Origin of the sequence: Wolbachia endosymbiont (group A) of Cydia strobilella (assembly GCF_964026745.1) — a bacterium.
GTDB lineage: Bacteria > Pseudomonadota > Alphaproteobacteria > Rickettsiales > Anaplasmataceae > Wolbachia > Wolbachia pipientis.
In genome coordinates this window covers 459180-471988 of sequence record NZ_OZ034694.1, presented here as the reverse complement: position 1 = coordinate 471988, position 12809 = coordinate 459180, and the positions used below count along the sequence as shown (strand labels likewise).

The following is a 12809-nucleotide window of genomic DNA, read 5'->3' as shown; positions in this document are numbered from 1 at the left end:
CGATGCAACAAAGCCCACTGGGATCCAGTTCTTATTACCTGGTGTAAAGTTAAGTTTCCTGGATTCCAGTGGGCTTTGTTGCATAGCAACTGAAAAAATCTGGTGGCTACTGACAAAATTCATTATAAAATAGCCATTTAACCTTGAAAGAAAAAATATGCCACAAAAAATGAGGGTCAGTAACCATAGCGAATATAACAAATTTCTAGAAAAAAGAGGAAATATTTTTCATTATATCAACGAAGCCATAGAAAAGTGGTACGAGAATGGTCCAAAAATACCAGGTGGCAACAATATTTATAGCGATAAAGTTGTAATTTTGGTGCACATAATAACTTGTTTATTTAGAATAGGCCTGAGGCAAACAGTTGGGTTTATAGCAGGATACCTTGAGCAAATTGGGAAAAATTTGCAAGTTATCAGCTATTCACAATCATCAAGAAGGTTTAAGAAACTCAATATTAAGATCAATGATTGCAGAATTGATAAAAATAATATGGAAGATATCGAAATTGCTATAGACAGTACAGGAATTAGTATATACAACAACACTCCTGGTCATAGCAAAGAAAATAGCGAAGATAGAAAGTATCGCAGCTATGAACAGACAAGAAAATTGCATGTAATGTTGAATACAAACAGCAAAAAAGCCATAGCTGTAAAATACAGTAACGGTGTCTACTCTGATCACTATGGAGCTTGTGATTTGCTAAAAGAAGTCGATTTTCAGTATGTCATAAAAGTACTATATGCAGATAGGGCATATGACAGAGAAAAGCTCTATAAGCTGTGTAATCAATATGGTATAAAAACGAAAATTCCTCCGAAAAACAACGCAGCAGAGCATCCAAAGTTAGACTATATGGCTGAGAGAAATTCTGCAGTCAAGCTCATAAAGTCATATGATGAAGATAGTATAAAGAAGTGGAAAAAAGAGATGAGTTATGGAAAAAGATCTTATATAGAAAGTTTTTTCTCGCGACTGAAACAAACATTCGGGTTTAGTTTTAGGAATAAATCTGAGACAAATAGAGAGAAGGAACTACTTGTTAAATGCTATTTGCTCAATAAGTTCACTGATATTGGTATGGCTAAATTTGAGATAGCTTCATAAATTTATTGTGCGTTACCTACTATCCGAAGAGCGATGCAACAAAGCCATCCCAGTGTCAAGCACTGGGATGACACCGTCTTGGATGGAAAACTGGATTCCAGTGTCAAGTGCTGGAATGACATCCTCTCTAAGTAGCCTCCTTCTCCTGTTATCCCAGTGCGTGACACTGGGATCTCATTTTACTTTATGATGATGTCATGAAAGTAGCTGACATTGGGATCCAGAAGACTTAATTTCAACCAAATAATAAAGGCTAGATCCCAGTGTCACGCACTGGGATGACAAAAAAAGGAGCACTGGAATGACACCATCTTGGATGGAAATAACGTCACGCGCTGGAATGACAAAGAAGAGTGGGCTTTCATATGGTTATGCAAGAGGTTTACTAAATGCAACCTAACTTCTCACACACACATTTTACCACATGATCAGCGTTGATATTAAAATGCTCATAAAGTGTTTTATAAGGTGCTGATTCTCCGAAGCTTTTCATGCCAATAAATATACCGTTTGAACCTATGTATTTATGCCAACCCATTTCACTTCCGGCTTCAATTGCAACTTTAATGCTGTCATTATTTAATATTGCCGCTTTATATTCATCGCTTTGCTCGTCAAAAAGCCTCCAGCATGGCATAGAAACAATCCTTGTACCTATACCCTTTTCCTGCAATTTCTCCCTTGCTTCAACTGCAATTTCAACCTCGGACCCCGTAGCAAATATCGTCACTTTTAATTCTTTTGAACATTCACACAAAATATATGCACCAAACTTCGATAAATTAGCAGATTGATCGATATCAGAGTAGAACTTGCGCATGTAACTTACGTTTTGCCTTGAGAGCGCAAACAGTGCTGGAGATTCTTTCTTTTCGAGTGCAATGCTAACACACTCCAGAGTTTCAACTGCATCGGCTGGCCTAAAAACATATAGATTTGGTATAGCACGCAAAGAGGCTAAATGCTCTATTGGCTGATGAGTTGGGCCATCTTCTCCCACTCCAATTGAGTCGTGAGTCATGACATACATAACCTGCTGCTTCATCAGAGCTGAAAGACGTATAGCAGGACGACAATAGTCGGAAAATACCAAAAAAGTGCCGCCATAAGGAAGAATCGCGCCGTGAAGTGCCATACCATTCATACATGCTGCCATAGCGTGCTCTCTCACTCCATAGTGGACATAAGAGCCACTATAATTATTGCTATTTATTACCTGCATGTGCTCATATTTAGTGCAATTTGACCCGGTAAGATCAGCAGAACCGCCGATTAATTCCGGCATAGACTCAGTTAAAAGTTCCATTACTCTGCCGAAAGAAGATCGAGTAGCTTCGTTTGGCATTAGCTCACATATTTGTTTCTTCAGGTCAGCTAAAACACCAGCGATATTATCTGGTAGATGTTTATCTAACCGTCTTTGAAGTTCTGCATGATACCCTGTCATCCCAGCATTCTCTTTTGTCATCCCAGTACTCTCTCTTGTCATCCCAGTGCTTGACACTGGGATCCATTCTTTTTCTTCTTTCCTGGTCACGCGCTGGAATGACATCGTGTAGTTTTGTTTTGCTCTCTCAACAGTTTTCTTCCAGGCATTTTTCACATCTTCTGGTACATGGAATGGTTCATAATTCCAGTTTAATTTCTCTCTCATCTGTTTTATGTCTTCCTCCGAAAAAGCACCACTGTGAGCAGAGGATGTGCCAGCACGGCTTGAAAATTTTCCGATAATAGTTTTGCAGCAGATCATTGTAGGTTTATCAGACTTTTTTGCTTGCTCTATTGCAAGGGATATGGCATCAAAATCATGGCCATCAATTTTGTCAACATTCCATCCATACGCTAAGAAGCGTTTCTCTACATCGTCAGAACAGGAAAGGCAAGTAGCGCCATCTATAGAAATATCATTATCATCAAAAAGAGCTATAAGCTTATTCAATTTAAGATGCCCAGCAAGTGATGCTGCTTCATGGCTTATTCCTTCCATAAGACAGCCATCCCCTAGCATCACATAAGTGTAGTGATTGATTCTAAACTGCTTTTCAAGTATCGATTCAGCAAGTGCCATGCCAACAGCAGCGGCAAACCCCTGACCGAGCGGGCCTGTTGTTGCCTCTACCCCGGAAGTCAAGCCGAACTCTGGATGACCTGGGGTCTTGGATCCCATTTGTCTGAAGTTTTTTAGCTCATCTATGCTAATATAACCTGTCAAATATAATATTGAGTATAGTAACATTGACCCATGACCGTTTGATAAAACAAAGCGATCTCTATTGAACCATTTAGAATCATCAGGATTATGATTCAGATATTTAGCAAACAAAACAGTTGCAACATCTGCCATGCCAAGTGGCATACCTGGGTGTCCAGAGTTTGCTTTTTGTACTGCATTAATTGATAAAAAACGGATGGCGTTTGCCATAGATTCCAAAGGTAGATGATTCATAGAAAAACTTAAAAATAAAGTATAAAAGATTATACCAGCAAAAACAAGTTGACACTGAGTGCTAAAATCCTTAATAATCTAGAGTTGAATCGTGAGAGTTTTTATATGACAACTGTTATCACTAGAAAGTATAGGATTAGCCGTAGACTTGGTGTAAATTTATGGGGTAGAGCTAAAGACCCAGTAAACAAAAGGAAATACCCTCCAGGTCAACATGGTATTCTTGGATTCAAGAAGTTATCCGACTTTGGTAAGCAGTTTGCTGCGCATAAGAAATTTAAGTTTTACTACGCGATTTCAAGTAAGCAGCTCAGACGTACATTTTTAGATGCTTATAACAGAAAGGGTTATACGGCTGATAATTTTATCGGTATCTTAGAATCGAGATTAAGTTCTGTTTTATACCACTCTGGTCTTGTTCCAACAATTTACTCAGCAAAGCAGCTCATATCTCACAAGCACGTTACAGTTAATGATAAGGTGGTTAACATATCGAGTTATCGAGTGAAGCCAGGTGATATAATAAAAATAAGAGAAAGGGCAGCAAAAATCCCTGTAGTAGTAGAGGCTGAACAAAAACAAGAGCGCAAGGCTCCGGATTATTTAGAAGCAGATAATAAAGAGCATTCAGTGAAGTATTTGAGGTCACCTCAATATTCTGAGGTTCCTTATTCAGCAGACATGGAAGTCAATTTAGTAGTAGAGTTTTACTCTAGATAGATAAAAAAAGCCCGTGTGGCGGAATCGGTAGACGCAGCGGACTTAAAATCCGTGGGTTTTGCGACCTTGGGAGTTCAAGTCTCCCCATGGGCACCAATTTAACTTAGCAGATAAATACAAAAAAGTATGAAATGGCTTGATATAGAAGATATTGTGGAAGCTCTGGAGGAAAAATTTCCAAATGAGAATATAATTAGTATCAGATTCACTGAGCTTAAAAAAAAGGTCTTGAGTTTAGAGGAATTTGATGATGATGAAAAACGCTGTAACGAAAAAATACTCGAAGCTATTCAAGCAGCTTGGATTGAGGAAAGATTAACCGCATAGCAATAAACCATACGCAAACGTGATTTCTATTACAATTTGCATATTGATTATGCTATTTTTTGGATCTAGCCTGGCAAGTTAATAATAATTTAACCAATTGCAATTAAAACAGCTATAAGGTTAATTATGAGGCAAAACAAAAATTTTTGAATGGAACGATCTTGACAAGTGCTACGTTGAGATAAGTTTTGCATAAAAATACTGCTTTTACGGTGTGAGGCCAGAGGGTAGAGCCTTTGTAAAGCAGTTAGAAGGTTGTCATCTAAGTAGCGTGACCAGAGCTAGATTCCGCGAACACGCCGCGGAATGACGACTATGCAATATGCGTTCCGGAGTGACGATTATGGTCATACCGTCACGGTATCTCACAAACATGTAGCAGTAATGACAAAATCTCAAGTTATATGTATACTTTTATATTATCTACCTACTAAAAAAACAGAAAAATGCTCAAACGTAGCGGTCCAAAAAAATTAAAGTCTATAATTGAAAACTATGCATTAAAATGCATGAAAAATAAAATTAGCAAAAATGAAATACGTCTTATTTTAAACTGGCGAAATATAGTAGGGAAAGAAATAGCAGAGTGTACAAAACCGAAAAAGATCTCATATGCACAGAATATAAATTCGGGTGTGTTGCATCTGGTAGTAACAAATGGCAGCAAAGCATTGGAAATTCAGCATATGATTTCTCTTATAATAGAAAAAATTACGATATTTTTTGGCTATAAAGCAGTATATGGTATAAAAATTAAGCAAGAGAGTATTGACTATTTGACTATATAAGGTAATCTAAGTACATAGAATAATTTGGTATATTGAAGTGAGTAGAGTTTGTGAATTAACAAATAGAAAAAAATCTTTTGGTAATAAGGTATCACATTCAAATCGTAAAACAAAGCGTACCTTTCTTTTAAATTTACATAAGGTTACGTTGACAAGTGATATATTGAATAAAAAGTTTAGATTTCGTGTGGCAACAAGAACTTTGAGAACTATAGATTACAAAGGTGATTTAGATGCTTTTTTGCTCAACACAAGAACGATTAAACTAAGTGAGAAAGCGCAGAAGATAAAAAGAAGGTTGAAAAAAGTTTTAGTAAAGCAAGAGGTAGAGTTAGCAGTTTCAGATGCATAGCAAACCTCAATGGCTCAGAGCAAAAGCTCCGACCGGTGAAGTATTCAATGAAACCTTAAACATCGTTAAACTGCATAACTTGCATACAGTGTGCGAAGAGGCTGCATGTCCAAATATTGGCGAATGTTGGAATAAACGTCATGCTACTGTGATGATTCTCGGTTCTGTTTGCACTCGTGCTTGTGCATTTTGCAACGTTGCAACTGGCATTCCTGATAAACTAGACCCTCATGAACCAGAAAATTTAGCAAAAGCAATAAAAAAGTTAAACTTAAAACATGTTGTCATTACTTCTGTTGATCGTGATGATTTACCAGATGGTGGCGCAAATCAGTTTATACAGTGCATAGAAGAAATTAGAAAGATAACTTCAGAAACAACAATAGAGATTTTAACTCCTGATTTTTTAAATAAGAAAGGAGCATTTGAAGCAATCGCTGTTGCATCACCTGATGTCTATAACCACAATATTGAAACAGTGCCGAGATTGTATGCAAAAATAAGACCACGAGCTCGCTATTTTCATTCACTATATTTACTGAAGATGGTAAAGCAGATTAATCCTAAAGTTTTCACAAAGTCAGGGCTTATGGTTGGTCTTGGAGAAACAAAAGAGGAAATACTGCAGGTTATGGACGATTTGCGCAGTGCTGAGGTTGATTTTATTACAATTGGTCAATATCTACAACCAACTCCAAAACATGCAAAACTTGATAGGTATGTTACCCCAGAGGAATTTGAGCATTATAAATATATCGCTTACTCCAAAGGGTTCCTAGTGGTTGCATCAAGCCCACTAACTCGGTCATCATACCACGCTGAAGAAGATTTTAACAGGCTCAAGGCTTGTCGTTGACATTTGCGTTAATTCAAATTAATTTTTACTAATTATAAAGGAGTTGAGCGACTTTACGTAATGTCTACTATAAAAATCAAGAAGAAATCGCAATTAGTTAAAGAGGTATTCGATTCCGTGGCAAGTCGCTACGACACCATGAATGATATAATGAGCCTCGGAATGCACAGATTATGGAAGGATAAGATGGTAAATAGTGTGCATTTTACAAAAAACTCTAAGGTTTTAGATGTTGCTGGAGGAACTGGAGATATAGCAATAAGAGTAGTAAGAAAAGAGCCAAGTGCTAAGGTTACAGTATGCGATATAAATCAAAACATGCTAAACAGAGGACGTGATAAAGCTATAAATTCAAACCAAATTAATTTTGATTGGGTATGTGCAAGTGCAGAAAGTTTACCATTTGAAGACTCCGAATTTGATTATTGCACAATAGCTTTTGGCATTCGAAATGTTTCTGACCGCAAGAAGGCTTTAAATGAGGCGCACAGGGTATTAAAACCACATGGGAAATTTATCTGCTTAGAATTTGCCCCTATGCACTATCAAAATGAGATATTTACCAAACTTTATGACTTATATTCATTTAAAGTAATTCCTAAAATTGGCAGCATAGTTGCTAAAGACAAGAGTTCTTATGAATATTTAGTGAAGAGCATCAGAGAATTTCCAACTCAGGCTGATTTTAAAATGGAAATTGAAGAGGTAGGCTTTAAGAATGTTGAGTTTCATAATATGAGCTATGGAATAGTGGCATTACACATTGGAACAAAATGAATATTAAACTCTGGTATAGAACGCTGGATTATTATCTCATCCTTCCAGTGTTTTTTTTGCTCACTATAAGCTTCATTCTTGTTTATTCAGCAAGCCCTGTAATTGCGCAGCGTCTTTCTTTACCACAAGATTATTTTATACGGCGTCACACAATTTATATAGTCCTGTCACTAATTACCTTGGTAACATTTTCTTTTCTCAACACAAGAACTATACTTAACCTCTCATTCGCAGGTTTCGCTTTATTTACTATTCTAGTAGCAACTGCGATAATACTTGGTATAGAGGTAAAAGGTGCGAAACGATGGTTACATATTGTCAAAATTTCAGTTCAACCATCTGAGTTCGTAAGGCCATTTTTTTCTGTTGTTATAGCTAGTATCTTGGCCAGCGAAATGAAGTTTAAAATACACATATCAATCATAATATTTCTGTTAGTTTTTGTGTTGTTACTTTTGCAACCTGATTTCAGTATGTCTATGCTTTTAACATATTCTTTTATTGGTCAAATGTTTATTGCATGTATACCACTTTTATACTTTCTATGCATAATAGGAATGGCCACAACTGGAACTACAATAGCTTACTTATGCCTCCCACATATAAAGCAAAGGATTTACAATTTTGTCTTTTTTACGCAACGCGATAACTTTCAAGTCACAAAATCATTAGAAGCATTCAAAAGAGGTCAATTAACTGGAGTTGGACCTGGTGAAGGTAGCGTAAAAGCCTCTCTTCCTGATTGTCATACAGATTTTGTGTTTTCTGTTTTAGCAGAAGAATTTGGTTTGATTGCGTGCTTAGCCACATTGATGTTATTTGGTATCATTTCCGCCCGCTTGCTTTACGTTGCATATAGGGAAAATGAATTATTTAATCTGTTAGTGATTCTCGGTATCTCAATGCAATTCATCACACAATTCATAATAAACATAGGGGTAACATTGAGTGTTTTTCCTACCACCGGCATAACCCTGCCGTTACTTAGCTATGGTGGTTCTTCTCTTTTATCTTCGAGCATCGCACTTGGCATAATGCTGTCTTTCAGTAGAAACCAAGCTATCGCATTAAAGTTTCGTGAGCGTGTTATGCTTGGAAGGTATATGGACTAAACTTGTACCGCTCACAACTATTATTGGTATCCCTCCAAAATGGGTATCTGTTCAGATGAGTGGCAAAATAAGGTAGACGAGAAAAGCAACTATAGGAACAAATGGGTGTCATGCAAGTAGCTGACACTGGTATCCAGTCCTTTTGCACAGTTCCATCAAAAACGTTGTAAAGCGCTTTCGTGTTTACCAACTTAGTGCCCAATCTGGATCCCAGACTGGGATGACAAAAAAAGGAGCACTGGAATTTTTGTTTCAGCATTAGCCATGCATCTGAACAGATACCAGAAAATATTCCACTGACATGCTGAACAACAAATACATCACTATGTCGTTTATCGCAAAAACTTATATTTTTCGTAACCATTCACACTTAATTCTGCAATTCTTTGATCTCACTCATAGAAAGACCAGTAGTTTGAGCTATAATATTAAAAGAAACACCTGCTTTAAGTAGATTCTTTGCGACTTCAATTTCCCTCTCTTTTCTACCTTCCTCTTTAGCAAGATCAAGTCTGTATTCAAGAATGGCTTCTTCTTTGCGCAGATCCATTATTCTTTCTTCATAAGCTACTAGATCTTTTTCATTCCAGTGAAACTTATCTAATTCATCATATGCTAGCTTTATTATTGGTGATTTTTCCGCAATTTTTCTGAGATCTTCGTCCGTTGTTTCATCTGCATATTTGAAAAAAAATAGCCAACGGTCTACTACACTTTCTAGTTGTTCTTCTCTACTCTTAGGAAATTTTGGCAGCTCTATGAAGATAAATTGAAAATCTTTTAAGTCATGCTCATTGGTTTTTTCATCTCTTATGGTATGGCTAGATATATAGTCAAGCTTATCAGGGAATAAGGTACAATTTGAAATCGCGATAAAGAAAATCTTCTTTAAATCAACGTATTTACCAGATTTATCAGCTTGTCTTGAGTAAGCCTTAGCAGCATAAAGTTGTGCGCGTTTTTCAAAGCCTTTATCACGAGTGAGCTGCATCTCAATTATATACCTGTTCCCACTAGAATCCCTGCAAAGAACATCAACAATGCTTTGTTTATCAGAAGCAATTTCAGGGTCCATAATGGTGCTTAAGAATTCTACTTCTTGTATAGTGTTGACTTCAGTACATCCTAAAATATCGTTTAAAAAATGGATAAGAATATTCTTATTTTTTTCAGTGCCAAAGATTTTCTTAAATGTTAAATCTAACTTTGGATCGAGAAATTTAGAAAGAGCCATAGTAAAAATACTGAGAAAAGATTAATAATTATACACTATTATTAACAACTATTCAACCATATTTTTAAGTATAGCTATACCGCCGCGGCGCTAACACGTAGCGGCGTGACGAGCTTATCGTCACGCCGCCACGAACCGTCATACCGCCGCGGCGCTAACAAGAGATCCCGCTAACACGTAGCGGGATGACGAGCTTATCGTCACGCCGCCACGAACCGTCATACCGCCGCGGTATCTCTTAACATAGATCCCTTACTTAACCGTCATACCTTAACATAGATCCCGCTAACACGTAGCGGGATGACGGTTGTCGTTTAGCCATAAATATTAAGAAATTTACCAAACGAAAAAAAAGGCAAAAGAAGCCCTAGGGTTATTATCTGCTTTAAAATATTGGCGTTTTTTATGTTTTAAACGCTTGACAAGCAAGATTTAGCTGCTTTTAATTGCAACTAACCTACGCTGCAAATGTTTAAGAAATTTACTAAGCAGAAAAAAAGACAAAGAATCCCCGAGTTAGCTAGTCTTTTACTATCTCTGTCGAGTATTGGCATTTTTTGATGTCTTGTAACGCTTTATAAGCGCGTTCAGCTTATTTAGATAAAAATCTAGATGTAGATGAAGTTTTGTAAAGACATACAGTATCTATATACTGCAAAAAATTGAACATAAGACGCCGATACATTAAGTAATCCTTACCTTTTAATCTGCAGATTGGCGAAAGCAAATACAATAGCTTCAGTTTCATGATAAGGGGGCTGGCGGAGTTTGTCAAGTAAGTTTTTTGTTTCTGCGAGCTACTACCCTTTCTTGGTGGACTAAAATCACAACAGCTGCAGAACCTAAATTGCTTCATACTACACCTTTCCCCTTTCCCCTGAAACTAAAATCTATATACTTAACTTTAGAAACTTTAAAATAAGATGCGATCTAATATTAGGCAGTTATTTTACTATATAAAGCCTAATCTATCCTATTTTGTCATAGCTTTTATTGCAGTTTTATTTTCAGCCTTAACGATCCTCCTCTTTGGCAGAGGCTTAAGCAATATAATTGATTCTGGCACAGAGCACGATTTTACTACCAAACTATTAGTTGCAATACTTATAGTTTTAGCCATTTCTCTCACTGCATTTACTCGGTTATATTTCATTGGCATTGGCAGCGAGAAAGTTATCGCAAGAATCAGATATGACTTATATAGCAGTATCACTAACTTGCAACCAAGTTTCTTTGAGAACACAGGCGTACAAGATGTTATCTCAGCGTTAATTACTGATACCTCTGTGCTGCAATCAATAATAAACAGCAGCTTACTAACCATATTACGAAATTTTGTGATTCTGATTGGCAGTGTTGCTATGTTATTATATACAAATATACAACTAACTGCGTATGCAGCCGCAATAATACCTATACTACTCATTATCATGACCTCACTTGGAAAAAAAGTGCGTAGCTATGCACGCTTTGCCCAGGATAAATTAAGTGAGCTTGCGTCATTTAGTGAGGAAAATTTTAGATCTATAGTGACTATCAAATCGTTTGTACTCGAGGAAAACGAAAAAATCCGTTTTAAGGAACATTTAAACTCAGTATCAAAATCATACGTAAAATTAGTACTCTTGCGTGCTATTCTAGTAACTCTAGTTATCACGTGTGTGATAGGTTCACTAGTTGTTTTGCTCTTTTTTGGTATTAAAGAAGTCTTAAGCAATAATATAACTATTGGAGAACTCTCCTCATTTGTGTTTTATTCAGCGCTTGCGGCAGGAGCTATAAATAATTTGAGCGATAATATCAGTGATTTACAACGAGGTCTTGGAATAGTAGAGCGTTTATTTGAATTTAAAAATATGAAAAGCTCTATAGTAGATGCCGATGATCCTATAAAAATTTATAGTGTTCAAAAAGGAATTTCATTTAATGGTGTAACATTTTTTTATGAATCTCAGCTTGATAAGCCAGCGTTAAACAATGTATCGTTTTCTATAGAGGCAGGTCAAGCAGTATCAATTGTTGGACCATCTGGCAGTGGTAAAAGCACCATTTTAAAGCTTCTGCTCCGTTTTCATGATCCAAACAAAGGTAGCATTACTATCGATGGGCACAATATTAAGTCAATTGCGCTAAATGACCTCAGATCGTTGTTTGGCTTAGTGCCACAAGATCACATGATATTTTCTTGCTCAATAATGGAAAATATACTATATGGCAAACCAGGTGCCGAATATGAGGAAGTGAAGCAAGCAGCCATCAGCGCTTATGCGATGGAATTTATTGATAAGCTGCCTGATAAATTTGATACATTTGTAGGAAAAAGAGGATTAAAACTTTCTGAAGGACAAAAACAACGTATTGTAATAGCAAGGGCCATACTCAACAATCCTCAGGTTTTAATACTGGATGAAGCAACCTCTGCCCTTGATTACAAAAGTGAGAACCTCGTGCAAAAAGCATTGAGCAAGTTAATGCAAAACAGAACAACAATCGTAATTACACACAGACTATCAACCGCACTCAAGACTGACAAGATTATAGTAATTAATCATGGAAAAGTAGAAGAAGTAGGAACTCATGACTTTCTAATGAGTAAAGACGGGCTGTATGCAAAACTGGCGAAGATACAGTGGAATTGAAAGAAAATTTAAATCATACCGTTAGTTGATATGCTAGATTTATAATTAAAATTATTAAATTTTTAATTTTATTATTTTATAATGGTTCCATAGTTATCCGGAAATTTCGTGATCTGTAGTTTCTTTCATTCACGTTATATTCATAGCTTGTTCTATCTTAATGTAATTCCAATTTTGACTGTATAGGAGGTCTCTATGTTAAAACATAACTATAGTGATAAAATCAATAATCGCTATTCATATACTAACAAATTTTCTTATAGTGATGAGGGTGTAGACGAGACGATCAAGGATAAAATCACAACTGAAGATCAGGTAGTAACTGATGATGTTGAAGAGCCTGATGCTGGTAATGATGGTTACAGCGAAGGTATGGCTTTCTCTTACCATGGTTACGGCAACGACTTAATATAAACTCTGATCCAGGAAGATAAAATAGTTAAG

13 protein-coding genes and 1 tRNA gene are annotated in these 12809 nt (G+C 36.5%); 12 read left to right on the top strand and 2 right to left on the bottom strand.

Annotated features, from left to right (window positions below):
- Window positions 1–157: 157 nt before the first annotated feature.
- Both AAGD76_RS02265 and AAGD76_RS02260 read left to right on the top strand, forming a co-directional pair.
- A complete protein-coding gene (locus tag AAGD76_RS02265; protein WP_209472359.1) occupies window positions 158–1114 on the top strand; it encodes an IS5 family transposase in 957 nt (318 codons plus the stop codon).
- Between the two features lie 7 nt (window positions 1115–1121).
- On the top strand, window positions 1122–1304 hold the full coding sequence (locus AAGD76_RS02260; RefSeq protein WP_341820311.1) for a hypothetical protein: 183 nt from the start codon (window positions 1122–1124) through the stop codon (window positions 1302–1304).
- A gap of 195 nt (window positions 1305–1499) precedes the next feature.
- Here AAGD76_RS02260 and tkt read toward each other — a convergent pair whose 3' ends face one another.
- Entirely contained in the window at window positions 1500–3560 is a 2061-nt protein-coding gene (gene tkt / locus AAGD76_RS02255; RefSeq protein WP_341820310.1) for a transketolase, read from the bottom strand.
- Between the two features lie 105 nt (window positions 3561–3665).
- On the opposite strand from tkt, the gene rpsD reads away from it, so the two are divergent.
- From rpsD to AAGD76_RS02215, 8 genes are all read left to right on the top strand, one after another.
- Window positions 3666–4280, top strand: a complete 615-nt coding sequence (rpsD, locus tag AAGD76_RS02250; RefSeq protein ID WP_341820309.1) for a 30S ribosomal protein S4 — start codon at window positions 3666–3668, stop codon at window positions 4278–4280.
- A gap of 9 nt (window positions 4281–4289) precedes the next feature.
- Window positions 4290–4376 (top strand) — tRNA-Leu (locus AAGD76_RS02245).
- Between the two features lie 30 nt (window positions 4377–4406).
- Window positions 4407–4607, top strand: a complete 201-nt coding sequence (iscX, locus tag AAGD76_RS02240) for a Fe-S cluster assembly protein IscX (protein ID WP_007552114.1) — start codon at window positions 4407–4409, stop codon at window positions 4605–4607.
- Between the two features lie 446 nt (window positions 4608–5053).
- On the top strand, window positions 5054–5395 hold the full coding sequence (locus AAGD76_RS02235; RefSeq protein ID WP_010082513.1) for a DUF721 domain-containing protein: 342 nt from the start codon (window positions 5054–5056) through the stop codon (window positions 5393–5395).
- 37 nt (window positions 5396–5432) lie between these two features.
- Window positions 5433–5747: a 50S ribosomal protein L28 gene (gene rpmB, locus AAGD76_RS02230; protein WP_006279619.1), complete on the top strand. Its 315-nt coding sequence runs from the start codon at window positions 5433–5435 to the stop codon at window positions 5745–5747.
- A complete protein-coding gene (lipA, locus tag AAGD76_RS02225) occupies window positions 5740–6603 on the top strand; it encodes a lipoyl synthase (protein ID WP_010082514.1) in 864 nt (287 codons plus the stop codon). The genes rpmB and lipA overlap by 8 nt, the downstream gene beginning before the upstream one ends.
- Before the next feature lie 60 nt (window positions 6604–6663).
- Window positions 6664–7380: a bifunctional demethylmenaquinone methyltransferase/2-methoxy-6-polyprenyl-1,4-benzoquinol methylase UbiE gene (gene ubiE, locus AAGD76_RS02220; protein WP_174515751.1), complete on the top strand. Its 717-nt coding sequence runs from the start codon at window positions 6664–6666 to the stop codon at window positions 7378–7380.
- A complete protein-coding gene (locus AAGD76_RS02215; protein WP_341820308.1) occupies window positions 7377–8492 on the top strand; it encodes an FtsW/RodA/SpoVE family cell cycle protein in 1116 nt (371 codons plus the stop codon). The genes ubiE and AAGD76_RS02215 overlap by 4 nt, the downstream gene beginning before the upstream one ends.
- A 370-nt stretch (window positions 8493–8862) precedes the next feature.
- Here AAGD76_RS02215 and AAGD76_RS02210 read toward each other — a convergent pair whose 3' ends face one another.
- A complete protein-coding gene (locus tag AAGD76_RS02210; protein ID WP_182320143.1) occupies window positions 8863–9726 on the bottom strand; it encodes an Rpn family recombination-promoting nuclease/putative transposase in 864 nt (287 codons plus the stop codon).
- 923 nt (window positions 9727–10649) lie between these two features.
- On the opposite strand from AAGD76_RS02210, the gene AAGD76_RS02205 reads away from it, so the two are divergent.
- Together AAGD76_RS02205 and AAGD76_RS02200 are read left to right on the top strand one after the other, a co-directional pair.
- Window positions 10650–12365: an ABC transporter ATP-binding protein gene (locus tag AAGD76_RS02205; RefSeq protein WP_341820307.1), complete on the top strand. Its 1716-nt coding sequence runs from the start codon at window positions 10650–10652 to the stop codon at window positions 12363–12365.
- Window positions 12366–12560: 195 nt separating this feature from the next.
- Window positions 12561–12779, top strand: a complete 219-nt coding sequence (locus AAGD76_RS02200) for a hypothetical protein (protein WP_010962563.1) — start codon at window positions 12561–12563, stop codon at window positions 12777–12779.
- The last annotated feature ends 30 nt before the right edge of the window (window positions 12780–12809 follow it).

Coding starts and splice junctions, on each gene's coding strand:
- AAGD76_RS02205 (WP_341820307.1), top strand. CDS start 10,650: ATGCGATCTAATATTAGGCAGTTATTTTACTATATAAAGCCTAATCTA.
- lipA (WP_010082514.1), top strand. CDS start 5,740: ATGCATAGCAAACCTCAATGGCTCAGAGCAAAAGCTCCGACCGGTGAA.
- AAGD76_RS02200 (WP_010962563.1), top strand. CDS start 12,561: ATGTTAAAACATAACTATAGTGATAAAATCAATAATCGCTATTCATAT.
- AAGD76_RS02265 (WP_209472359.1), top strand. CDS start 158: ATGCCACAAAAAATGAGGGTCAGTAACCATAGCGAATATAACAAATTT.
- AAGD76_RS02215 (WP_341820308.1), top strand. CDS start 7,377: ATGAATATTAAACTCTGGTATAGAACGCTGGATTATTATCTCATCCTT.
- tkt (WP_341820310.1), bottom strand. CDS start 3,560: ATGAATCATCTACCTTTGGAATCTATGGCAAACGCCATCCGTTTTTTA.
- rpsD (WP_341820309.1), top strand. CDS start 3,666: ATGACAACTGTTATCACTAGAAAGTATAGGATTAGCCGTAGACTTGGT.
- ubiE (WP_174515751.1), top strand. CDS start 6,664: ATGTCTACTATAAAAATCAAGAAGAAATCGCAATTAGTTAAAGAGGTA.
- AAGD76_RS02235 (WP_010082513.1), top strand. CDS start 5,054: ATGCTCAAACGTAGCGGTCCAAAAAAATTAAAGTCTATAATTGAAAAC.
- AAGD76_RS02210 (WP_182320143.1), bottom strand. CDS start 9,726: ATGGCTCTTTCTAAATTTCTCGATCCAAAGTTAGATTTAACATTTAAG.
- iscX (WP_007552114.1), top strand. CDS start 4,407: ATGAAATGGCTTGATATAGAAGATATTGTGGAAGCTCTGGAGGAAAAA.